General features: G+C 67.3%; 19 protein-coding genes, 1 pseudogene and 1 riboswitch. Of the genes and pseudogenes, 11 read left to right on the plus strand and 9 right to left on the minus strand.

Features of this window, described 5'->3' with window-relative positions:
• Positions 1 to 466: pseudogene (locus IQ458_RS01530) on the minus strand (hypothetical protein); the annotation flags it as partial.
• A 366-nt stretch (positions 467 to 832) separates the two neighbouring features.
• Positions 833 to 898: riboswitch (Fluoride riboswitch) on the plus strand.
• 55 nt (positions 899 to 953) lie between these two features.
• Between IQ458_RS01530 and crcB the strand changes: the two are divergent.
• A complete protein-coding gene (gene crcB, locus IQ458_RS01535) occupies positions 954 to 1,340 on the plus strand; it encodes a fluoride efflux transporter CrcB (protein ID WP_183641473.1) in 387 nt (128 codons plus the stop codon).
• A 33-nt stretch (positions 1,341 to 1,373) separates the two neighbouring features.
• Here the strand turns inward: crcB and IQ458_RS01540 are convergent, their stop codons facing one another.
• The 3 genes from IQ458_RS01540 to IQ458_RS01550 all read right to left on the minus strand — a co-directional run bounded on the left by IQ458_RS01540 (position 1,374) and on the right by IQ458_RS01550 (position 6,006).
• Positions 1,374 to 2,675 carry a replication-associated recombination protein A gene (locus IQ458_RS01540; RefSeq protein WP_183644648.1) on the minus strand — a complete coding sequence of 434 codons (1,302 nt, stop codon included), beginning with the start codon at positions 2,673 to 2,675 and terminating at the stop codon, positions 1,374 to 1,376.
• Between the two features lie 198 nt (positions 2,676 to 2,873).
• The gene (gene lolA / locus IQ458_RS01545) at positions 2,874 to 3,500 is read right to left on the minus strand and encodes an outer membrane lipoprotein periplasmic chaperone LolA (RefSeq protein ID WP_183641475.1); all 627 of its coding nucleotides are present in this window, start codon (positions 3,498 to 3,500) and stop codon (positions 2,874 to 2,876) included.
• Between the two features lie 139 nt (positions 3,501 to 3,639).
• Positions 3,640 to 6,006 carry a DNA translocase FtsK gene (locus IQ458_RS01550; protein ID WP_328805030.1) on the minus strand — a complete coding sequence of 789 codons (2,367 nt, stop codon included), beginning with the start codon at positions 6,004 to 6,006 and terminating at the stop codon, positions 3,640 to 3,642.
• Between the two features lie 322 nt (positions 6,007 to 6,328).
• On the opposite strand from IQ458_RS01550, the gene trxB reads away from it, so the two are divergent.
• The 5 genes from trxB to infA all read left to right on the plus strand — a co-directional run bounded on the left by trxB (position 6,329) and on the right by infA (position 9,944).
• Complete coding sequence (trxB, locus tag IQ458_RS01555) at positions 6,329 to 7,282, plus strand: thioredoxin-disulfide reductase (protein ID WP_141452944.1); 954 nt, start codon at positions 6,329 to 6,331, stop codon at positions 7,280 to 7,282.
• Positions 7,282 to 7,701 carry a GNAT family N-acetyltransferase gene (locus IQ458_RS01560; protein ID WP_183641485.1) on the plus strand — a complete coding sequence of 140 codons (420 nt, stop codon included), beginning with the start codon at positions 7,282 to 7,284 and terminating at the stop codon, positions 7,699 to 7,701. Before trxB ends, IQ458_RS01560 begins: the two co-directional genes overlap by 1 nt.
• Before the next feature lie 4 nt (positions 7,702 to 7,705).
• On the plus strand, positions 7,706 to 8,845 hold the full coding sequence (locus tag IQ458_RS01565) for a GNAT family N-acetyltransferase (RefSeq protein ID WP_425504622.1): 1,140 nt from the start codon (positions 7,706 to 7,708) through the stop codon (positions 8,843 to 8,845).
• 47 nt (positions 8,846 to 8,892) lie between these two features.
• A complete protein-coding gene (aat, locus tag IQ458_RS01570) occupies positions 8,893 to 9,639 on the plus strand; it encodes a leucyl/phenylalanyl-tRNA--protein transferase (protein ID WP_203321699.1) in 747 nt (248 codons plus the stop codon).
• 86 nt (positions 9,640 to 9,725) lie between these two features.
• Positions 9,726 to 9,944: a translation initiation factor IF-1 gene (gene infA / locus IQ458_RS01575; RefSeq protein WP_079726088.1), complete on the plus strand. Its 219-nt coding sequence runs from the start codon at positions 9,726 to 9,728 to the stop codon at positions 9,942 to 9,944.
• 173 nt (positions 9,945 to 10,117) lie between these two features.
• On the opposite strand, the gene clpA is transcribed toward infA, so the two are convergent.
• Both clpA and clpS read right to left on the minus strand, forming a co-directional pair.
• Complete coding sequence (gene clpA, locus IQ458_RS01580) at positions 10,118 to 12,400, minus strand: ATP-dependent Clp protease ATP-binding subunit ClpA (RefSeq protein WP_183641491.1); 2,283 nt, start codon at positions 12,398 to 12,400, stop codon at positions 10,118 to 10,120.
• 124 nt (positions 12,401 to 12,524) lie between these two features.
• Positions 12,525 to 12,845 (minus strand): ATP-dependent Clp protease adapter ClpS, encoded by a 321-nt coding sequence (gene clpS / locus IQ458_RS01585; RefSeq protein ID WP_141452949.1) that lies wholly within the window; start codon positions 12,843 to 12,845, stop codon positions 12,525 to 12,527.
• Between the two features lie 77 nt (positions 12,846 to 12,922).
• On the opposite strand from clpS, the gene IQ458_RS01590 reads away from it, so the two are divergent.
• From IQ458_RS01590 to hflD, 4 genes are read left to right on the plus strand one after another with little or no spacing between them, the layout of a single operon-like run.
• Positions 12,923 to 13,408 carry a hypothetical protein gene (locus IQ458_RS01590; RefSeq protein WP_183641493.1) on the plus strand — a complete coding sequence of 162 codons (486 nt, stop codon included), beginning with the start codon at positions 12,923 to 12,925 and terminating at the stop codon, positions 13,406 to 13,408.
• A 15-nt stretch (positions 13,409 to 13,423) separates the two neighbouring features.
• Positions 13,424 to 13,888, plus strand: coding sequence for an NUDIX hydrolase (locus tag IQ458_RS01595; RefSeq protein ID WP_183641496.1), 465 nt, complete (start codon positions 13,424 to 13,426; stop codon positions 13,886 to 13,888).
• A complete protein-coding gene (mnmA, locus tag IQ458_RS01600) occupies positions 13,885 to 15,003 on the plus strand; it encodes a tRNA 2-thiouridine(34) synthase MnmA (RefSeq protein WP_203321700.1) in 1,119 nt (372 codons plus the stop codon). Before IQ458_RS01595 ends, mnmA begins: the two co-directional genes overlap by 4 nt.
• The gene (hflD, locus tag IQ458_RS01605; protein ID WP_183641499.1) at positions 15,000 to 15,611 is read left to right on the plus strand and encodes a high frequency lysogenization protein HflD; all 612 of its coding nucleotides are present in this window, start codon (positions 15,000 to 15,002) and stop codon (positions 15,609 to 15,611) included. Before mnmA ends, hflD begins: the two co-directional genes overlap by 4 nt.
• 29 nt (positions 15,612 to 15,640) lie before the next feature.
• Here the strand turns inward: hflD and IQ458_RS01610 are convergent, their stop codons facing one another.
• Positions 15,641 to 17,149 (minus strand): MFS transporter, encoded by a 1,509-nt coding sequence (locus IQ458_RS01610; protein ID WP_203321701.1) that lies wholly within the window; start codon positions 17,147 to 17,149, stop codon positions 15,641 to 15,643.
• A gap of 148 nt (positions 17,150 to 17,297) precedes the next feature.
• On the opposite strand from IQ458_RS01610, the gene IQ458_RS01615 reads away from it, so the two are divergent.
• A complete protein-coding gene (locus IQ458_RS01615; protein WP_183641503.1) occupies positions 17,298 to 18,140 on the plus strand; it encodes a LysR family transcriptional regulator in 843 nt (280 codons plus the stop codon).
• Positions 18,141 to 18,236: 96 nt separating this feature from the next.
• Here the strand turns inward: IQ458_RS01615 and acnB are convergent, their stop codons facing one another.
• Both acnB and IQ458_RS01625 read right to left on the minus strand, forming a co-directional pair.
• Positions 18,237 to 20,840, minus strand: a complete 2,604-nt coding sequence (gene acnB, locus IQ458_RS01620; protein ID WP_203321702.1) for a bifunctional aconitate hydratase 2/2-methylisocitrate dehydratase — start codon at positions 20,838 to 20,840, stop codon at positions 18,237 to 18,239.
• A 46-nt stretch (positions 20,841 to 20,886) separates the two neighbouring features.
• Entirely contained in the window at positions 20,887 to 21,291 is a 405-nt protein-coding gene (locus tag IQ458_RS01625) for a type II toxin-antitoxin system VapC family toxin (protein WP_141452957.1), read from the minus strand.
• Positions 21,292 to 21,299 lie beyond the last annotated feature (8 nt).

Here is a 21,299-nt window from a genome sequence, read left to right on the forward strand (position 1 = left end):
CGCGGTTGTGATCGGCGCGTCCGCCGTTGCCGCCATTGCCGGCCACCGCGTCACCGACCGACGCGCCGCCGTTGCTGACATCGCCGGCGCTGGCGCTGCCGTTGATGGCATCGCCACCGCTGCCGCCGCTGCCGCCGGCACCGCCGTTGCCGCCGCGTCCGCCGTTGCCTTCACCGCCATAACCGTCACCACCGTAACCGGCGCCACCGCGTCCGCCACTTCCACCGTTGGCATCGCCCCAGTTCTTGGCGACGTTGCCGATGTCATGCACGGTCACCCCGCTGACGGAGCCGATGAGCTTGGTTTCGGCCACCGCCTTGCTGTGGTTGAACGCGTTGGAGAAAGTGGCGGTCGCCGTCCCGCCATTGTTGGCGGCGGCCGTGCCGTAGCCATCGGCATACGCCACGCCGTCGTTGTTGCGATTGTCGCCGTCGTGGGTGCTGCTGTCGGTGGCGTCGAAGTCCACCGCGACGAGCGTATCGGCCCCAGGTCCGTTTTCCGTGTTGGTTGCCTGTGCGAAAGCCTGTCCCGTGAGACCAAGTCCGAGTAACACTGCAGATGCAATGAGAGTCTTACGCGTGCACATGATTTATCTCCTGAGTCGTTCTGGCGCCCAGGGGAGGCGCTAAAAAACGACGTTGGTCACGCTCACATAGGAAACGTTAGTCAGCCGGGGGGTGTTTGTTAGGGTTTCGTTAACCGCCATGCCGCTCGTCTGCCGCCGAATACGCCCCCTGGCGCGCCGACAATCGGTTGCCGGATCAAGCCGATAGGCGCCGTTCTTGCGTATCGTCCGAAGTCTTCGACGGACCTCGGCGGCGATGCTAGGCTGTGCGCCCCGGGAGATGGCATGCCTCCCCGAACCGCCGGCGCGCCGGCTGATGATGCCTACCGAAACCCGCAATCCGGGGCGGTGGGCATGCGCCATCGCTCCCTTTCTGGAGAAGTCGGCGATGCATTCCTTCCTGGCCGTTGCAGTGGGCGCCGCGCTCGGCGCGTGGGCGCGTTGGGGCCTGAGCGTCTGGCTCAATCCGCAGCATGCGCAGATGCCGCTCGGCACGCTCGCCGCCAACCTGATCGGCGGCTACGCGATCGGCGTGGCGATGGGCTGGCTGGCCCACCATCCGGCGCTGGCGCCGGAATGGCGCCTGTTCGTGATCACCGGCCTGCTCGGTGGACTGACCACCTTCTCCAGTTTTTCCGCCGAAGCCATGCAGCTGATCCTGCGGTTGCAGTACGGCTGGGCGTTCGCCCTCATCGCCGTGCACGTGCTGGGTTCGTTGCTGATGACCGGCCTGGGGTTGGTGACGGTGCGGCTGCTGCGCGGCTTGACGGGTTGATTCCCCACATTCGGACAATGCATTCCCGCCCGCTTACTTGCGGGGTTTGCCCGCCCTCGCCTCGCGCCTGGCCTCGCGCAGGCGATCAAGTTTTTCCTTGAGTTTGATTTCCAGCCCGCGTTCGACCGGTTCGTAGTACACGCGCTCCCCCATCGCATCGGGAAACGCGGTCTGGTCCAGCGCGATGCCGCCTTCGGCATCGTGGTCGTACTGGTAGCCGCCACCGTAGCCAAGCTGCTTCATCAGTTTGGTCGGGGCGTTGCGCAGGTGCAGCGGCACCTCCTGGGTGCCGTGTTCGCGCACGTCCTGCCTGGCCATCCCGAAGGCCTTGTAGCCGGCATTCGATTTGGCCGTGCTGGCCAGGTAGATCGCCACCTGCGCCAGCGCCAGATCGCCTTCCGGACTGCCCAATCGCTCGTAGGTGTCCCAGGCATCCACCGCCATCTGCAGCGCGCGCGGATCCGCCAGGCCGATGTCCTCCACCGCCATCCGGGTCAACCGCCGCGCCAGATAGACCGGGTCGCAACCACCGTCCAGCATCCGCGCCAGCCAGTACAGCGCGCCATCCGGATTGGAACTGCGGATGGATTTGTGCAGTGCCGAGATCTGGTCGTAGAACTGCTCGCCACCCTTGTCGAAACGGCGCGTGCGATCGGCCAGCACCTGCTGCAGGGTCTGCGGGGTGATGGTGTTGTCCTCGCCCGTCGCCAGTTCGGCGGCGATCTCCAGCAGGGTCAGCGCGCGGCGCACGTCGCCATCGGCGGCGCCGGCGATTTCACCCAGCGCCTCATCGCTGGCCTGCAGGTCCTGCCCGCCCAGGCCGCGTTCCCCGTCATCCACCGCCCGGCGCAGCGCGTGGCGGATGTCATCGGCCGAGACCGCCTCCATCACGTGCACGCGGCAGCGCGAGAGCAATGCCGAGTTCAGTTCGAAGGACGGGTTCTCGGTGGTCGCGCCGACGAACAGGATGGTGCCGCGTTCGATGTGCGGCAGGAACGCATCCTGCTGGCCCTTGTTGAAGCGGTGCACCTCGTCCACGAACAGCACGGTGCGCCGTCCTTCGGCGAAACGCTGCGCCGCCTCGGCCAGCACCGCACGCACGTCCGGCAACCCGGACAGCACGGCGGAAATGGCCTGGAATTCGGCATCGGCATACTGCGCCAGCAGCAGCGCCAGGGTGGTCTTGCCGCAGCCCGGCGGTCCCCACAGGATCATCGAATGCACGCGCCCGGACTCGACCGCGCGGCGCAGCGCGCTGCCGGGCGCGAGCAGCCGGCGCTGCCCGACCATCTCGTCCAGGGTGCGTGGCCGCATGCGTTCGGCCAGCGGCCGCATCGCCGAGCGATCGACGCTCAGCAGATCCGCTTCCTGCGGGAACGGATTTCGTGTTTTCGGGGATCGTGCCACCCGCCGATTCTACCGTCCGCGCGGCGCATTCGCGCCGTTGAATCGGCCGGTGAAAATGAAAGGACCGGATTCCCAATGGGAACCCGGTCCTGGATGGTCCGGCGGATGCGTGCTTGCGGTAGCGGCTCAGGAGCCGCCAACGACGTCCACGCCCGGACCCGGCGCGTACTTGAAGGTGCCGCCGGGGAACGACGGATTGCGCTTCCAGCCACTGAACTTGATGGTGGTGCGCTGGCCGACCGCGTCGATCACTTCCATCTGCGCCAGGCCCTTCCCATCAAAACCCAGCCGCGCGGACTGGAAGTTGGCGTCGCCTTCGCGCTTGGGGGTCAGGGTCAGCCATTCCAGGCCGCCCTGGTTGCCGGTTTCCTTGACGTTGAACTGCTGGTCCAGCTTGCCGGGATCGATCAGCGCCGACAGCGGGCTGTTCTGCTCCTCGATGCCCTGCTCGCGCACGGTGGCCTGCTTCAGATCCGGATCGTAGACCCACACCTGCTTGCCGTCGGCGACGATCAACTGCTCGTAGGGCTTGTTGTATTCCCAGCGGAACAGGCGCGGCGCGGACAGCGCGACGCGGCCATTGGAGGTTTCCTTGAGCTTGCCGCCGCCGTCATGGACCTGCTGGACGAACTGGCCGTCCAGGCCCTTGAGTCCGGTGGTGAAGGCCTTGAGCTGGTCGCGGGCGCCGGCGAAGGCGTTGCCGGCGAACAGCGCGGCGGCGATGAGGACGGCGGGACGGGCGATTCGAATCATGGCGTCTGCAAGGTCTGGGGTTCGGATTCGGCGCCGAGTGTGCCCCGGCGAGTCTGAATGAGGCGCATCGCGTTGGCCAGGATTCCGCACGCCATGAACCGGCGTTCAGGCTGCCGGCGCGCGAAGGTTTCCCGGCGCATCAACGGGGCGGTGGCGGCGCCAGCACCTGGCGATCGCCGTTGTGTTCCGGTGGCGACACCACCCCGGCCGCCTCCATCGCCTCGATCAGGCGGGCGGCGCGGTTGTAACCGATCTTCAGCCGGCGCTGCACGCCGGAGATGGACGCGCGCCGGCTCTCGGTGACGATGCGCACCGCCTCGTCGTAGAGCGGGTCGCTCTCGTCGCCGCCACCGCTGCTGGTCTCCGGCAGGCCGGTCGGTCCGACCACCACGCCGTCACCCATCGTCTGGATCTCCTCCAGCACGCCCTCGATGTAGTCGGCGGTGCCGGTGGCCTTGAGGTGCTCGACGACGCGGTGCACCTCGTCGTCGCTGACGAAGGCACCGTGGATGCGCTCGGGCATCGCGGTGCCCGGCGGCAGGTACAGCATGTCGCCGTGGCCCAGCAGGGTCTCCGCGCCGGACTGGTCCAGGATGGTGCGCGAGTCGATTTTCGAGCTGACCTGGAACGCGATGCGGGTCGGGATGTTGGCCTTGATCAGGCCGGTGATCACGTCCACCGACGGACGCTGGGTGGCCAGGATCAAGTGGATGCCGGCGGCGCGCGCCTTTTGCGCCAGGCGGGCGATCAGTTCCTCGACCTTCTTGCCGACGATCATCATCATGTCGGCGAATTCGTCGATGAAGATGACGATGAACGGCAGCGGTTCCAGCGGGCGCGGCGCTTCCTCCAGATCCGGATTGGGCTTGAACAGCGGATCCATCAACGGCTGGCCGGCGTCCTGCGCGTCCTTGACCTTCTTGTTGAAGCCGGCCAAGTTGCGCACGCCCACCGCGCTCATCAGCTTGTAGCGGCGCTCCATCTCCGCCACGCACCAGCGCAGGCCGTTGGCGGCCTCCTTCATGTCGGTGACCACCGGCGCCAGCAGGTGCGGGATGCCCTGGTAGACGCTGAGTTCCAGCATCTTCGGGTCGATCATCAGCATCCGCAGTTCTTTCGGCGAGGCCTTGTACAGCAGGCTCAGCACCATCGCGTTGACCGCCACCGACTTGCCCGAGCCGGTGGTGCCGGCGACCAGCAGGTGCGGCATGCGCGCCAGGTCGGCCACGGTCGGGCGGCCGGCGATGTCCTTGCCCAGCGCCAGGGTCAGCGCGCTGCCGGACTTGTCGTATTCCTTCGAACGCAGCAGCTCGCTGAGGAAGATCATCTCGCGGCTGGTGTTGGGGATTTCCAGGCCGATCACCGACTTGCCCGGAATCACGTCGACCACGCGTACCGACTTCACGCTCAGGCCGCGAGCGATGTCCTTGTCCAGCGAACTGATCTGGCTGACCTTCACGCCCGGCGCCGGTTCCATCTCGAAGCGGGTGATCACCGGGCCCGGATAGGCGCCGACCACCTGCGCGTCGATGCGGAAGTCCTTGAGCTTGAATTCGATCTGGCGCGACAGGGTTTCCAGGGTTTCCTCGGAATAGCCCTTGGTCTGCGGCTTGGGATCGTCCAGCAGCGACAACGGCGGCAAGCCGGAGGCATCCCCGCCCGTACCGTGGAACAGCGGGATCTGCTGCTCGCGCTTGGCCCGCTCGCTCTTCTCGATCACCGGTGCCGGCGGCGGTTCGATCTTCACCGGCTCGCGCTTGGCGCGCAGCACCGCGTCGGCGCGGCGCACTTCCTCGCGTTCTTCGCGCATCACCCGGGTCTGCTGCCATTCGGCGGCCTGCTGGCTGCCCTTGCGGAACATGCCCGGCAGCGCCAGCACGCCCTTGCCGATGCGCTCCATCACCGCGAACCAGGACAGGCCGGTGGCCAGGGTCACCGAGACCAGGAACAGCGCCAGCAGAAACAGGTTGCCGCCCAATCCACCGAAGCCGCTGAGCAGCGACTTGCCGACCAGGGTGCCGAGGATGCCGCCCGGCCCGTCGGAGAAATGCTGGGCCGGCACCCCGCGCAGGAACAGCAGGCCGGTGGAGGAAATCAGGAAGCCGACCATGCCGACCAGCCGCAGCGCCGGCCCCAGATCCGCTTCGCCGTCACCATCGGTGTCCATGCCGAACAACGCGATCCAGGCGACCGCGCCGAGGATCACCGGCAGCAGGAACGCGACATAACCGCACAACGACAGCAGCAGCGCCGACAGCCATGCGCCGACCTTGCCGCCCCAGTTCTGAATCGGCGCGGTGACGCTGCCCGCCTGCGACCAGCTGGGATCGTCCGGCGAATACGAGAACAGGCTGGCGAAGAGATAGAGCAGCAGCGGCGCGATCACGATCAACGCGAGATCGCGCCACAGGCGTTGCCGGCGCGGATTCGCCGCCGCGGTTGCCTGCTTGCGCGCGGCCGCGTTGGCGCCCTTGCCCTTGCCGTTTTCGGATGCTGGTTTCGCCACCTTTCGATAAGACCTTAGGAATATGCCATTAGTCTTTGATAATAAACGAAACATTGGCAGATTTCAGCCCTCGGAATCACGCCGTCTCGGCGTCCGGCCCGGGAAAGCCCGCAGAAAAAAAAGGCGCTACCGTGGCGCCCTGTCGCTGATCGCCAGCCTGTCGCCGGGCCGTGGCCCGCGTGCCGCTCGCGTGTTGTTGCGCATCACCGCATTCCATCCGCGCGCCTTGATCGAACCTGATCACACCCGCACTCTATGTCGCCTGCGACGGCGTGCCAGCCGTTGCAATCGCAAGGCCAATCCACCTTCTCCGCGAGTATACATGAGCACTTCGAAGCACTGCCGCCTGTTGATCCTGGGCTCCGGCCCGGCCGGCTGGACCGCCGCCGTCTACGCGGCCCGCGCCAACCTCAAGCCCGTCGTCATCACCGGTCTGCAGCAGGGCGGCCAGCTGATGACCACCACCGAGGTGGACAACTGGCCCGGCGACGCCCACGGCCTGATGGGTCCTGACCTGATGGCGCGCATGCAGGCCCACGCCGAGCGCTTCGACACCGAAGTCATCTTCGACCACATCCACACCGCCGACCTGGGCCAGCGTCCGTTCAAGCTCATCGGCGACAACGGCGAATACACCGCCGACGCGCTCATCCTGGCCACCGGCGCCACCGCCAAGTACCTGGGCCTGCCTTCGGAAGAGGCCTTCAAGGGCCGCGGCGTGTCCGCCTGCGCCACCTGCGACGGCTTCTTCTACCGCGACCAGGACGTGGCCGTGGTCGGCGGCGGCAACACCGCCGTCGAGGAAGCCCTGTACCTGGCCAACATCGCCCGCAAGGTCTACCTGGTGCATCGCCGCGACACCCTGCGCGCGGAGAAAATCATGCAGGACAAGCTGTTCGCCAAAATCCAGGCCGGCAAGATTGAGCCGGTCTGGCACCACACTGTGGACGAGGTGCTGGGCAACGAGGCCGGCGTGACCGGCCTGCGGGTCAAGTCGGTGCAGGACGGCAGCACCCGCGACCTGGACGTGCACGGCTTCTTCGTGGCGATCGGCCACACCCCCAACACCAGCCTGTTCGAGGGCCAGTTGGGGATGAACAACGGCTACCTGACCATCAAGTCGGGGCTGGACGGCGGCGCCACCGCCACCACCGTGCCGGGCGTGTTCGCCGCCGGCGACGTGGCCGACCAGCACTACCGCCAGGCGATCACCTCGGCCGGCTTCGGCTGCATGGCCGCGCTGGACGCCGAGCGGTTCCTCGACAAGGACGCCTGATGCTGCGCATCAGCGCGGACCCGGCGGAGCTGGATTTCGAACGGGTCCACGCGTTCCTGCGCGATTCCTACTGGGCGGCGGGCATTCCCGCCGCCACCCTGCGCCGTGCGCTGGATCACTCGATCTGCTATTGCGGTTTCCTCGACGGCTCGCAGATCGCCTTCGCGCGCGCGGTGACCGATCAGGCCACCTTCGCGTACCTCGCCGACGTGTTCGTCGACGAGGCCCATCGTGGCCAGGGTCATGGCCGCGCCATCGTGCGCGCGCTGCTGGATGATCCGCGCCTGCAAGGGCTGCGCCGGCTGCACCTGGTCACCCGCGACATGCAGCCGCTGTACGCCGGATTCGGATTCGAGGCGCTGAGCCAGCCGGAGCGGCACATGCAGAAGCACGATCCGGACGTCTACCGCGGCGGCTGAAACCGTGTCCGCCCCTCCCCGTCTCCGCCTGCTCGAGGATCTGTCGGCGATTCCCGCCGCCGCGTGGGACGCGCTGCACGATGGCCGCAATCCGTTCGTCTCGCACGCATTTCTGGCCGGCCTGGAACGGTACGGCTGCGTGCGCGCGGACTGGGGCTGGACGCCACGCCACGCGACGCTGTGGGAAGGCGACACGCTGGTCGCGGCGGCACCGGCGTACCTGAAGGACAATTCGCACGGCGAGTTCGTGTTCGATCATGCCTGGGCACAGGCGTACGCGCGCTATGGACGCGACTACTTCCCAAAATGGCTGTGCGCGGTGCCCTATTCGCCCGTGACCGGCCCGCGCCTGCTGGCGCCCACCACCGCCTCGCGCCGGCAATTGATCGACGCACTGGCCGAACGCGCGGACGAGGACGGGCTGTCCTCGGTGCATGTCAATTTCCATCCGCAGGCGGAAGACGCCGCGTTCGACCCGACCTGGCTGTCCCGCACCGACGTGCAGTACCACTGGCACAACGACGCCGGCTGGACGGATTTCGACGCCTTCCTGGCCGCCTTCGACCACAAGCACCGCAAGAACATCCGCCAGGAGCGCGCGCGGGTCGCGCGTGCCGGCGTGACCTTCCGGACCGTCCATGGCGGCGATGCCAATGACGCCGAGCTGGACGCCATGTTCGGCTTCTACCTGCAGACCTTCCACGACTACGGCAATTCGCCCGCGCTGACCGGCGAGTTCTTCCGCCATCTGGCCCGGGCCCTGCCACGCCAACTGGTGCTGTTCCTGGCCGAACGCGACGGCGAAGCCATCGCCGGTGCGCTGTGCCTGCGCGGCGGCGACACCCTGTACGGGCGCTACTGGGGCTGCCGCCAGAACCTGCCGGGCCTGCATTTCGAGACCTGCTACTATCAGGGCATCGAATACTGCCTGCGCGAGGGCCTGCGGGTGTTCGAACCCGGCGCACAGGGCGAGCACAAGATCGCGCGCGGCTTCCTGCCGGTGTTCGTGCGCAGTCGCCACCGCATCGCCGATCCCGCGTTCGCCGAGGCGCTGGGCCGCTGGTGCGAGGAGGAAACCCTGGCGGTGCGCCGTTACGCCGCCACCCTGGCCGCGCATTCGCCATTCAAGGCCAGCGCGCGCTGAACCCGACCACGTGGCGACATGCCGCGCCCGATGCCGATAATGTCGCGATGAGCCAGCGTCCCTTCCTGCTCGCGCCCGAACCCGATGCGCCGTTTCCGCCCGCGGAGCTCGCCCTGCGCCAACCCGACGGCCTGCTGGCGGTCGGCGGCGACCTGACTTTGCCGCGGCTGCTCAACGCCTACCGCGGCGGCATCTTTCCCTGGTTCTCGGAGGGCCAGCCGCTGCTGTGGTGGTCGCCGGACCCGCGCATGGTGTTCCGCACCGACCGGCTGCATCTCGCCTCGCGGTTCCGGCGCGGCTTGCGCCGCTCGACCTGGCGGGTCCGCGCCGATACCGCCTTCGAGTCGGTGATCGCCGAGTGCGCCACCCGTCCGCGTCCGGGCCAGGACGGCACCTGGATCACTCCATCCATGCAGGACGCCTACGTGGCCCTGCACCGGGCGGGCCACGCGCATTCCATCGAGGTGTTCGACGGCGCCCGCCTGGTCGGTGGCCTGTACGGGGTGGCCATCGGCCGGATGTTCTTCGGCGAGAGCATGTTCAGCGCGGACAGCGGCGGTTCCAAGGTCGCCATCGCCGCACTCGCCCATACCCTGCACGGCTGGGGCTGGCCGCTGATCGATGCGCAGGTGGAGAACCCGCACCTGTTGAGCCTGGGCGCCGAGCGTCTCCCGCGCGCCGGGTTCCTGCACCAGGTCCGCGGCCTGGTGGACCAGCCCGAGCCGACGGCGGTCTGGACCACTCGCTTTGGCGAGTTTCCCGCCGCCCGATTGGCGGACGCCACCGGGCATTAACGGTATTTTTGCGCGCGGCGCCTCAGCGGCGTACAATGGCGGACTTTATCGCCCTGGCCGTCTCCGGCCGCACAGCACAGGTCTGCATGTCGAAAGACGACTCCATCGAATTTGAAGGCACCGTTACCGAAACGCTGCCCAACACCATGTTCCGGGTCAAGCTGGAAAACGGGCATGAAATCATCGCCCACATTTCCGGTCGCATGCGCAAGAACTACATCCGCATCCTGACCGGCGACAAGGTCAAGGTCGAAATGACCCCCTATGACCTGACCAAGGGTCGCATCACGTATCGCATGAAGTAATTGCGATAAGCTTTTGATTAAAAAGGGCGCCATTGGCGCTCTTTTTGTTTTTGGCATCAGCTGGCGCATTGGCGGCGGCCCGGTCCCCCGCCCCGCACCCGGCAACAAAAAAGCCGGAGCGTGGCCGCTCCGGCTTCGAACGAACCATCCCGTCACCGGGACGGACTCCGGCCTCAGACCGTCACCGGCAACAGCTTCTCCGGTTCGGCCTGGGTTTCCACCACCAGTTCGCCGTCGCGCACGTCGATGCTGACCCGGCCGCCGTTGATCAGCTTGCCGAACAGCAGCTCGTCCGCCAGCGGGCGCTTGACCTTGTCCTGGATCAGGCGCGCCATCGGGCGCGCACCCATCAGCGGATCGAAACCGTGCTGGGCCAGCCAGTCGCGCGCCGCCGGCGTCGCCGACAGGCTGACGTGCTTCTCCTGCAGCAACATCTCCAGTTCGATCAGGAACTTGTCCACCACCCGCAGGATGTGGTCGAAGCCCAGCGCCTGGAACTGCACCACCGCGTCGAGGCGGTTGCGGAATTCCGGGGTGAAGCTGCGGCGGATGACCTCCATCGCGTCGGTCGAATGATCCTGCTGGGTGAAGCCGATCGAACGCCGCGAGGCCTGGGTCGCGCCGGCGTTGGTGGTCATCACCAGGATCACGTTCTTGAAGTTGGCCTCGCGGCCGTTGGTGTCGGTGAGCACGCCGCGATCCATCACCTGCAACAGGATGTTGAAGATGTCCGGATGCGCCTTCTCAACCTCGTCCAGCAGCAGCACGCAGTGCGGGGTCTTGACGATCTTCTCGGTCAGCAGGCCGCCCTGGTCGAAACCGACATAACCCGGGGGCGCGCCGATCAGGCGGCTCACCGAATGCGGTTCCATGTACTCGGACATGTCGAAGCGGACCAGCTCGATGCCCAGTTGCAGCGCCAGTTGCTTGGTCACCTCGGTCTTGCCCACGCCGGTGGGACCAGAGAACAGGAAGTTGCCGATCGGCTTGTCCGGATTGCCCAGCCCCGAACGGGCCAGCTTGATCGCCGACGCCAGGGTCTCGATGGCCGGATCCTGACCGAAGATCACCATCTTCAGGTTGCGCTCCAGGTGCTGCAGCACGTCCTTGTCGGACGAGGTGACCTGCTTGGCCGGGATGCGCGCCATCTTCGCCACGATGGTCTCGATTTCCTCGATGTCGATCAGATCCTTGCGTTGGCCTTCCGGCAGCAGCCGCTGGCGGGCGCCGGCCTCGTCGATCACGTCGATGGCCTTGTCCGGCAGCAGGCGGTCGCCGATGTGCTTGACCGACAAATCCACCGCGGCCTGCAACGCCTCGTCGGCGTAGGTGACGCCATGATGGGCCTCGTAGCGGGGCTTCAGGCCCTGCAGGATCTGGAACGCCTCGCCCACGGTCGGCTCGACGATGTCGATCTTCTGGAAGCGCCGCGCCAATGCGCGATCCTTCTCGAAGATGCCGCGGTATTCCTGGAACGTGGTCGAACCGATGCAGCGCAGTTCGCCCGACGCCAGCGCCGGCTTGATCAGGTTGCTGGCATCCATGGTGCCGCCGCTGGCCGAACCGGCGCCGATGATCGTGTGGATCTCGTCGATGAACAGGATTGCGCCGGGAATCTTGCGGATCGCCGCCAACACACCCTTCAGGCGCTTCTCGAAATCACCGCGGTACTTGGTCCCGGCGACCAGTGCGCCCAGGTCCAGCGAGTAGATGGTGGCGTCCAGCAGGACCTCCGGCACCTCGCCGTCCACGATGCGCTTGGCCAGGCCCTCGGCCAGGGCGGTCTTGCCCACGCCGGCCTCGCCCACGTAGAGCGGATTGTTCTTGCGGCGGCGGCACAGCACCTGGATGGTCCGCTCGATCTCGTCGGCGCGCCCGACCAGCGGATCGATCTTGCCCTGCCGGGCCAGGTCGTTGAGGTTGCTGGCGAACTCGGTCAGGGCATCGCCCTTGCCGTCGCCCTCGCCGGCCTCGGTCTTGCCGCCCTCGCCCTCGTGGGCGCCCTGGGCCTCGCCGTCCTCGCCCTGCTTGGCGATGCCGTGGGACAGGTAATTCACCACGTCCAGGCGGGTGACGTCCTGCTGGTTGAGGAAATAGACCGCGTGCGAGTCCTTCTCGCCGAAGATCGCCACCAGCACGTTGGCGCCGGTGACCTCCTTCTTGCCCGAGGACTGCACGTGGTAGACCGCGCGCTGGAGCACCCGCTGGAAGCCCAGGGTGGGCTGGGTGTCGCGGCCGTCATCCTCGGCCAGGCGGGACACCGAGGCCTCGATGGCCTGTTCCAGTTCCTGCTGCAGGCGGCCGGAATCGGCGCCACACGCCTTCAGCACCGCCTGCGCGGACGGGTTCTCCAACAGCGAGAGCAGCAGGTGCTCCACCGTCATGAACTCGTGCCGTGCTTCGCGGGCGCGCTTGTAGCACTGGCCGATGGTTTGCTCGAGATCTTTGCTGAACATGGTCGCCTCCGGGGCCGATGCCGACAATATGCGGCCTGAGGGGTGGATTTCCATCACCCATCCGGATTTCAGTGTTCAGGAATCGTTGCCTTGCAAGGGCCGGCGGCGCCCAAACATCAAAACCTCAGGACTTCTCCATCGTGCACAGCAGCGGGTGCTGGTTCACCCGCGAAAATTCGTTGACCTGGGCCACCTTGGATTCCGCCACCTCGCGGGTGTAGACCCCGCAGACGGCGCGGCCCCGGGTGTGGACGTGCAGCATGATCTGGGTGGCCTTTTCCAGGTCCATGCCGAAGAACTGTTGCAGGACCACCACGACGAAATCCATCGGGGTGTAATCATCATTGAGCAGCACCACCTGGTAGAGCGGCGGCGGCGCCACCTCCGGTTTTCCGGTTTCCACCAGGACGGCGTGGTCGCGTTCGTTTTCATGCTTGCGGGACATGTGGCAATTATACGGATTGGACGCCCAACGAGCTTGCACGCACAATTAACCCCTTTCCCCCAATGGACTGCCCGCTGATGAAATACGCCGCCCTTGCCCTCGTCCTCGCCGCCGTCGCGGGCCTGCCCGCCGCGCACGCCGCCGATGCCGATCCGGCCATCGCCAAGCAACTCAAGGGGCTCGGTTACGAGTACGAGGTGGACGAGGATGGCGACTACAAGCTGCTGATGGCCACCGGCGACAACGACGAGCGCAGCCAGATCGTCTATATCCGCTCGACCGTGGAGACCTACGGCAAGCACCGGGTCCGCGAGCTGTGGTCGTATGCCTACCAGTCGCCGAGCGAATCGCTGCCGGCGGTGGTCGCCAACCGCCTGCTGGATGCTTCCAACGCGCTGATCCTCGGTTCCTGGGTCAAGCAGGATCGCAGCGCCGTCTACGTGGTCAAGCTGCCGGCCGACGCCAGCACCGAACTGCTGGAAGACGCCATTTCCGCCGCCGCCGTTTCGGCCGACGCGATGGAAGTCGAACTGGCCGAAGATCCGGCTTCCGACGACTATTGATTCCGGGATGCGCCCATGAGCTATCGCGAAGGCCGATTCTGGCAACCCGACGTGACCGTCGCCACCATCGTGGTGCGTGACGGCCGTCTGCTCATGGTCGAGGAACGCGCCCAGGGCCGGCTGGTGTTCAACCAGCCCGCCGGCCACCTGGAACCGGACGAGACCCTGCTCGACGCCGCCCTGCGCGAGACCCGCGAGGAAACCGGCTGGGACGTGCGCCTGACCGCGTTCGTCGGCGCCTACCAGTGGAAGGCCACCGAAACCGGCCGCCACTACCTGCGCTTCGCCTTCGCCGCCGAGCCGGTGCGCCACGATCCGGAGCGCGCGCTGGACGAAGGCATCGTCCAGACCCACTGGCTGACCCCGGCCGAGCTGCAACAGGCGCAGGCGCGCCATCGCAGCCCGCTGGTGTGGCAGGCGGTCGAGGATTACCTGGGCGGCCGCCGCTACCCGCTGGACATGCTCCACCACCTGGCATGAGCACGCCGCGCGTCATCGTCGGGGTCTCGGGCGGGGTCGACTCGTCGGTGGCGGCGCTGCGCCTGGTCCAGACCGGTGAATCCGTGGCCGGACTGTTCATGCAGAACTGGGCCGACGACGGCAGCGGCGAATGCCGGGCCGAGGATGATCGCCGCGACGCGGTGGCCGTGTGCGGCCGGCTCGGGATTCCGTTTCATTTCCGCGATTTCTCCGCCGAGTACTGGCAGGGCGTGTTCGAACATTTCCTCGCCGAATACGCCGCCGGCCGCACGCCCAATCCGGATGTGCTGTGCAACCGCGAGGTCAAGTTCAAGCATTTCCTCGATGCCGCGCGCGAACTGGGCGCCGAGAAGATCGCCACCGGCCACTACGCGCGCATCGGTTTCCATGGCGGACGTTGGCAGTTGCTGCGCGGCATCGACCGCGGCAAGGATCAGAGCTACTTCCTGCACCAGTTGGGCCAGGAACAGTTGTCGGCGACCCTGTTCCCGATCGGGGAAATGCAGAAGCAGGATCTGCGCGCGGTCGCACGCGAGGCCGGCCTGCCGACCCACGACAAGAAGGATTCCACCGGCATCTGCTTCATCGGCGAGCGCGATTTCCGCGAGTTCCTCGGCCGCTACCTGCCCGCCCGCCGCGGCGAGATGCGGGATCCGCAGGGGCAGCGCATCGGCGAGCATCCGGGGGTGTTCTATTTCACCCTCGGCCAGCGCGAGGGCCTGCAGATCGGCGGCGTGCGCGGGCGTCCCGCCGCGCCCTGGTACGTGGTCGGCAAAGACGTGGCCAACAACATCCTGTACGTGGACCAGGACACCCTGAGTCCCTACCTGCAATCGAACCGGCTGTGGTCCGAGCCGGCCCACTGGACCACCGGCGGTGCGCCGTCCGCGCGCTTCGAGTGCACCGCGCAGACACGCTACCGCCAGGCCGACGAGCCCTGCTCGGTGACGGTCGCCGACGATGGCCGGCTGGAGGTCGCGTTCGCGCGGCCGCAGCGTGCGGTCACGCCCGGCCAGTCGGTGGTGCTGTATGACGGCGACGTCTGCCTCGGCGGCGCGGTCATCGCCGCCACCGACGCCCCCCTGGAACGAAGAATCGCGGAGCAAGCGGCTTGAGCAACCAGTTTTCCGAACGTGTCCTGGCCCTGGCCGGACTGGCGCAGGCGCTGCACCAGGTCCGCCGCATCGCCGAGACCGGCCATTCCGAAGCCGCCGTGGTGCAGACCGCGCTGGACAGCGTGTTCCGCCTGGACGCCGTCGACACGGCGGGCGTGTTTGGCCGCGCCTCCGAACTGAATCCCGGCCTGCGCCTGCTGCGCGGTTACCTGACCGGCGAGAACAAGGAAGACACCCTGCCCCGCCTGGGCATGGCGGTGCTGCAGCTGGAGCGTCGCTTCATCCGCCGCAACGATCTGATCGATGCGATCGGACAGGGCGTGGAGAAGCTGTCCCCGCAATCCGGCCAGCTCGGCAGCACCCACCCGGAAGTGATCGCCGCGCTCGGCAACCTCTACGCCGAAACCCTCAGCCAGTTGCGCCCGCGGGTGATGGTCCAGGGCAATCCGCATTACCTCGGCCAGCCCGGCGTGGTCGCCGAAATCCGCGCGATCCTGCTGGCGGCGGTGCGCGCGGCGGTGCTGTGGCGGCAACTGGGCGGCAGCTACTGGGACTTCCTGTTCTCGCGCCGCGCGATGGCCGCGGCCGTCGACGGCTGGTTGAACTGAGGGCTGGTTGAACGGGGCAGGCCGCCGGCTCAACCGGCGCAGGTGGCCCGCCGGTTCCGTCCCGCGGCCGGCACGCCGAACAGCACCAGGCTGGCGAACGCGAGCAGGCACACGCTCAGCCCGCCATACAGGGTGATCCAGCCGAATCCGTGCGCCAGCGCGGCCGGCGCCGCCGCAATCCCGGCCACGTCACCCGCGGCGATCCGCTCGGCCAGCACGCGCAGGTTCGCCGCCTCGCCCGCGTCAGTGGGCATCCCTCCCAGGCCCGACTGCACGCCGCGCACCAGCAGCAGGCCCATCAGGGCGATGTTGACCGCCAGCGAGATCAGGCGCGCGCTCATGTCCAGGCCCGATGCCATGCCGGCGCGATCCGGCGATACCGAACCGGTGGTGGTGTTGGTGACCGGCGTGTTGGTGATGCCCAGGCCGATGCCGGCGACCAGTGCGCCCGGCAACACGCTCCACAGTCCCGGCTCGCTCGCGCCCACGCCCCAGTGCATCAGCAGGAAGCCGGCACCGATGGTGAACAATCCGCCCGGTATCACCAGGCCGGGCCGGTAACGCAGCGACAAGCGCTCGCCCACCGGCGGGAACACCAGCGCGGGCAAGGTATACGCGAGCAGCGCCACGCCCGAGGCCAGTTCGCCCAGGCCGAGCACGCCATGGAAGTACAGCGGCAGGTACACCATCAGCGGCCAGAAACTGAAGTTCATGCCCATCGATCCCAGCAGAGCGCCCGAAAACCCGCGGTTGCGCAGCACCGAGAAGTCGAACATCGGATGCGGCACCCGCCGCTCCACCACGATGAACATCGCCAGGAAGAACACGGTCGCCGCCAGCACGCCCAGCGATGCCGGTCGCGCGAATCCCATCTCGCCGCCCTGGGTCAGGTAGAACGCCAGGCCCAGCACCGCCAGCGACAGCGAAACCATCCCGGCCCAGTCGAGCCGGCGTGCCTGCGGATCCCGCGATTCCTCCACGCTCGTCAGCACCAGCAGCAGGGTCAGCGCGGCGATCGGCCCGTGCACCAGGAACACCCAGGTCCAGTCGGACACGGCCACGATCACGCCACCGATCAGCGGTCCGAAGCCCAGCCCGAAACCGAATACCACGCCCCATGCCGCGAACGCCTTGCCGCGTTCGCGGCCATCACGGAACTGGTGCGAGAGGATCGCCAGCATGCAGATCAGCAGCACGCCGCCGCTCATGCCCTGCAGGGCGCGCGCCACGATCAACGTCGTCACGTCGCCCGCCAGTCCGCACATCACCGAGCTGGCACCGAACAACAGGCCGCTGATCAGGAACACCCGCCGGCGGCCGAACCGATCGGCCAGCGCGCCGGCCGCCATCAGTACCGTCGTGCTGGCGATGGTGTAGGCATTCATCACCCACTGCATCTGGCGGAAATCGCCTCCCAGCACCCGCTCCAGGGTCGGCAGGATGACCGGCACGCTGGAGATTTCCAGGCCGAACATCAGCGAGGCGAGGCAGACGGCGAACAGCGCCGTCCTGTTCCGGGAAGACAGGGAAGCGGACATGGGGGCTCCAGTGGACAGGGCCGCGGGCAGCCTCCACAAAGGGAGGCGGAGCGGCCACTCGGGACGTGGAGCCATTGTCGGAAACCCCATTAAATGAGGGAAATGATTTAATTTATTCCCATCCAGTAATTTTCGTCATTGGTCAGCCATGGACTTCGACCCCTCCCTGCTGCGCGCCTTCATCGCGGTCACCGAGACCGGCGGGTTCACCCGCGCCGCCGAGCGCCTGCACCTGACCCAGTCGGCGATCAGCCACCAGATCCGCCGGCTGGAGGAACAGGTCGGGCGTCCCCTGCTCCACCGCACCACCCGTCGCCTGACCCTGACCGAGGACGGCGAGGAATTCCTCAGCCACGCCCAGCGCATCCTCGATGCGTCCGACGCGCTGACCCGGCGCTTCCATCTCTCGCCGGTGTCCGGCGTGATCCGCTTCGGCGTGGCCGATACCTACCTGGGTTCGCGCCTGCCCACCCTGCTGGGCCAGTTCGCGCGCAGCCATCCGTGCGTGCGGCTGGAGGTGAATGTCTCCTCCAGCCCGGATTTCCGCGCGATGGTCGCCGCCGGCGAACTCGACATGGCGGTGGTGCTGGCCGAACCGGGCCAGGATGAGGATCTGCTGTTGCGCAGCACCCAGTTCGTCTGGAGCGCCGCGGACAACTTCGCGCCGCCCGCCGGCGATTCGTTGCCGCTCGCGTTCGCGCCCTCTCCCTGCCTGCGCCGTCAGATCGGCCTGGCCGCGCTGGAGCGCGCCGCCCAGCCCTGGCATTTCACCTTCACCTCGGCCAGCAACGAGGGCCTGCGCGCGGCGACGCTGGCCGGGCTGGGCGTGGCGGTGATGACGAAAACCGAACTGGTGCCGGGCCTGAAGATCGTCAACGACGAACTGGGCCTGCCGGCATTGCCGAAGGCCGAGTACGTGCTGGTGCGCCGCCCCGGCGAGCAGACCGCGGCGGACGAGGAGTTCGTGCGGCTGCTGCGCGACCATTCGTGATCGCGCATCGATGCGCAGTGGCGGGAGACGCCTTCCCGGCAACGAAAAACCCCGGCTTTCGCCGGGGTTTTCGCATGGCAACCACCACCTGGACGCTTACGCGGCGACGGTGTCCGCCACGTCCTTGTAGTCGGCGATCTGATCGAAGTTCATGTAGCGGTAGATCTGATCGCCGTTGGCGTTGATGACGCCGATGTCGGCCATGTACTCGGCCTTGGTCGGGATGCGGCCCAGGCGCGAGCAGATCGCCGCCAGTTCCGCCGACCCCAGGTAGACGTTCGAGTTCTTGCCCAGGCGGTTGGGGAAGTTGCGGGTGCTGGTGGAGAACACCGTGGCGCCCTCCTTCACCTGCGCCTGGTTGCCCATGCACAGCGAGCAGCCCGGCATTTCCATGCGTGCGCCGGCGGTGCCGAAAGTGCCGTAGTGGCCTTCCTTGGTCAGCTCGGCGGCATCCATCTTGGTCGGCGGCGCGACCCACAGCTTGGTCGGGATGTCGCGCTTGCCTTCCAGCAGCTTGGACGCGGCGCGGAAGTGGCCGATGTTGGTCATGCACGAACCGATGAACACTTCGTCGATGACCGCGCCGGACACTTCCGACAGGGTCTTCACGTCGTCCGGATCGTTCGGGCAGGCCACGATCGGCTCGTGCACGTCGGCCAGGTCGATTTCGATGACCGCCGCGTACTCGGCGTCGGCATCGCCCTTGAGCAGTTGCGGGTCGGCCAGCCAGGCTTCCATCGCCTTGATGCGGCGCTGCAGGCTGCGCGGATCCTGGTAGCCCTCGGCGATCATCCACTTCAGCAGCGTGATGTTGCTGTTGATGTACTCGATGATCGGTTCCTTGTTGAGGTGCACCGTGCAGCCGGCGGCCGAGCGCTCGGCCGAGGCGTCGGACAGTTCGAACGCCTGTTCGACCTTCAGATCCGGCAGGCCTTCGATTTCCAGGATGCGGCCGGAGAAGATGTTCTTCTTGCCCTGCTTGGCGACCGTCAGCAGGCCCTGCTTGATGGCGTACAGCGGAATCGCGTTGACCAGATCGCGCAGGGTCACGCCCGGCTGCATCTGGCCCTTGAAGCGAACCAGCACCGACTCGGGCATGTCCAGCGGCATCACCCCGGTGGCGGCGGCGAAGGCGACCAGGCCGGAGCCAGCCGGGAACGAGATGCCCACCGGGAAGCGGGTGTGCGAGTCGCCGCCGGTGCCGACGGTGTCGGGCAGCAGCATGCGGTTGAGCCAGCTATGGATCACGCCGTCGCCCGGACGCAGCGAGATGCCGCCGCGGTTGCTGATGAAGGCCGGCAGTTCGTGGTGGGTCTTGACGTCGACCGGCTTCGGATAGGCGGCGGTGTGGCAGAACGACTGCATCACCAGATCCGCGGAGAAGCCCAGGCAGGCCAGATCCTTCAGTTCGTCGCGGGTCATCGGGCCGGTAGTGTCCTGCGAACCCACCGAGGTCATCTTCGGCTCGCAATAGGTGCCCGGGCGGATGCCCGGCTGCACGCCGTTGACTTCGGGCAGGCCGCAGGCGCGGCCGACCATCTTCTGCGCCAGGGTGTAGCCCTTGCCGGTGTCGGCGGGGTTCTGCGGCAGACGGAACAGGGTCGACGCCGGCAGGCCCAGCGCCTCGCGCGCCTTGGCGGTCAGGCCGCGGCCGATGATCAGCGGGATGCGGCCACCGGCGCGTACCTCGTCGAACAGCACGTCGCTCTTGACCTGGAACTCGGCGATCACCTCGCCGTTCTTCAGCGCCTTGCCTTCATACGGACGCAGCTCGACCACGTCGCCCATGTCCATCTTCGACACGTCCAGTTCGATCGGCAGCGCGCCGGCGTCTTCCATCGTGTTGTAGAAAATCGGGGCGATCTTGCTGCCCAGGCAGACGCCGCCGAAACGCTTGTTCGGAATGAACGGGATGTCCTCGCCGGTCCACCACAGCACCGAGTTGGTGGCCGACTTGCGGCTGGAGCCGGTGCCGACCACGTCGCCGACGTAGGCGACCGGATGGCCCTTTTCGGTCAGCGACTGGATGAACGCGATCGGGCCGCGCTTGCCGTCTTCTTCCGGGGTGAACGGCGCGCCGTCGCGCTTGTTCTTCAGCATCGCCAGCGCGTGCATCGGGATGTCCGGCCGGGTGGTCGCGTCCGGCGCCGGCGACAGGTCGTCGGTGTTGGTCTCGCCCGGCACCTTGAACACGGTGACGGTCAGCGAGTGCGGCACTTCCGGACGGCTGGTGAACCATTCGGCGTCGGCCCAGCTCTGCAGCACCGACTGGGCATTGGCGTTGCCCTTCTGCGCCTTCTCCTGAACGTCGTGGAACGCGTCGAACATCAGCAGGGTGTGCTTGAGCGCGTTGGCGGCGATGGTGCCGACCAAGGCGTCGTCCAGCAGTTCCACCAGCGGATGGATGTTGTAGCCGCCGAGCATGGTGCCCAGCAGTTCGGTGGCGCGCTCGCGGCTGATCAGCGGGCACTGCTCGCTGCCGAAGGCGACCGCAGCCAGGTAGGAAGCCTTGACCTTGGCGGCGTCGTCGACGCCGGCGGGCACGCGATGGGTGATCAGGTCCAGCAGGAAGTCGCCCTCGCCGGCCGGCGGCGCCTTCAGCAGTTCGATGACCTCGGCGGTCTGCTGGGCCGACAGCGGCAGCGGCGGGATGCCCAGCGCGGCGCGCTCGGCTACGTGGTGGCGATAGGCTTCCAACATGGTGACTCCGGAATGCGGTGAGGTGACGGGAAACAACGGGTGGGACTTATTCCGCGGCGGGAACGATCAACTTCAGTCCCTTGAAGTATTCGCGGTAGAACCGATCGTCGCGGGTGATCAGGCCATTGCACTGGAGCAGCGCGTGGGCGCCGATCAGGAAATCGGGCGCGGCACGGTGGCTGGCACCGTCGCGCTGGCGGTGGCGGCGCTGCATCTCGCCGGCGCGCAGCGCCGACTTGGCTTCCAGCGCGCTGAAACGGATGCTCATCTCCTCCAGCACCGCCAGCGCCTCGGAACCATCGCGCAACGCGCTGCACACTTCGGCCAGCGCGACCTCGCAGATCACCACCGGTCCGGCGCTCAGGCATTGCCGCAGGCAGGCCTCGGCGGCGTCGGCCTGCGGACCGTCGGCCAGCAGGTCGATGAGGACGGAGGAATCCAGGGCGATCATCGCGTCGG

Origin of the sequence: Pseudoxanthomonas beigongshangi (genome assembly GCF_016820515.1) — a bacterium.
Taxonomy (GTDB): domain Bacteria; phylum Pseudomonadota; class Gammaproteobacteria; order Xanthomonadales; family Xanthomonadaceae; genus Pseudoxanthomonas_A; species Pseudoxanthomonas_A beigongshangi.

Coding starts and splice junctions, on each gene's coding strand:
- aat (WP_203321699.1), top strand. CDS start 8,893: ATGAGCCAGCGTCCCTTCCTGCTCGCGCCCGAACCCGATGCGCCGTTT.
- mnmA (WP_203321700.1), top strand. CDS start 13,885: ATGAGCACGCCGCGCGTCATCGTCGGGGTCTCGGGCGGGGTCGACTCG.
- clpA (WP_183641491.1), bottom strand. CDS start 12,400: ATGTTCAGCAAAGATCTCGAGCAAACCATCGGCCAGTGCTACAAGCGC.
- crcB (WP_183641473.1), top strand. CDS start 954: ATGCATTCCTTCCTGGCCGTTGCAGTGGGCGCCGCGCTCGGCGCGTGG.
- IQ458_RS01625 (WP_141452957.1), bottom strand. CDS start 21,291: ATGATCGCCCTGGATTCCTCCGTCCTCATCGACCTGCTGGCCGACGGT.
- IQ458_RS01540 (WP_183644648.1), bottom strand. CDS start 2,675: ATGCGGCCGCTGGCCGAACGCATGCGGCCACGCACCCTGGACGAGATG.
- IQ458_RS01615 (WP_183641503.1), top strand. CDS start 17,298: ATGGACTTCGACCCCTCCCTGCTGCGCGCCTTCATCGCGGTCACCGAG.
- clpS (WP_141452949.1), bottom strand. CDS start 12,845: ATGTCCCGCAAGCATGAAAACGAACGCGACCACGCCGTCCTGGTGGAA.
- lolA (WP_183641475.1), bottom strand. CDS start 3,500: ATGATTCGAATCGCCCGTCCCGCCGTCCTCATCGCCGCCGCGCTGTTC.
- acnB (WP_203321702.1), bottom strand. CDS start 20,840: ATGTTGGAAGCCTATCGCCACCACGTAGCCGAGCGCGCCGCGCTGGGC.
- IQ458_RS01560 (WP_183641485.1), top strand. CDS start 7,282: ATGCTGCGCATCAGCGCGGACCCGGCGGAGCTGGATTTCGAACGGGTC.
- IQ458_RS01590 (WP_183641493.1), top strand. CDS start 12,923: ATGAAATACGCCGCCCTTGCCCTCGTCCTCGCCGCCGTCGCGGGCCTG.
- IQ458_RS01595 (WP_183641496.1), top strand. CDS start 13,424: ATGAGCTATCGCGAAGGCCGATTCTGGCAACCCGACGTGACCGTCGCC.
- infA (WP_079726088.1), top strand. CDS start 9,726: ATGTCGAAAGACGACTCCATCGAATTTGAAGGCACCGTTACCGAAACG.
- IQ458_RS01610 (WP_203321701.1), bottom strand. CDS start 17,149: ATGTCCGCTTCCCTGTCTTCCCGGAACAGGACGGCGCTGTTCGCCGTC.
- trxB (WP_141452944.1), top strand. CDS start 6,329: ATGAGCACTTCGAAGCACTGCCGCCTGTTGATCCTGGGCTCCGGCCCG.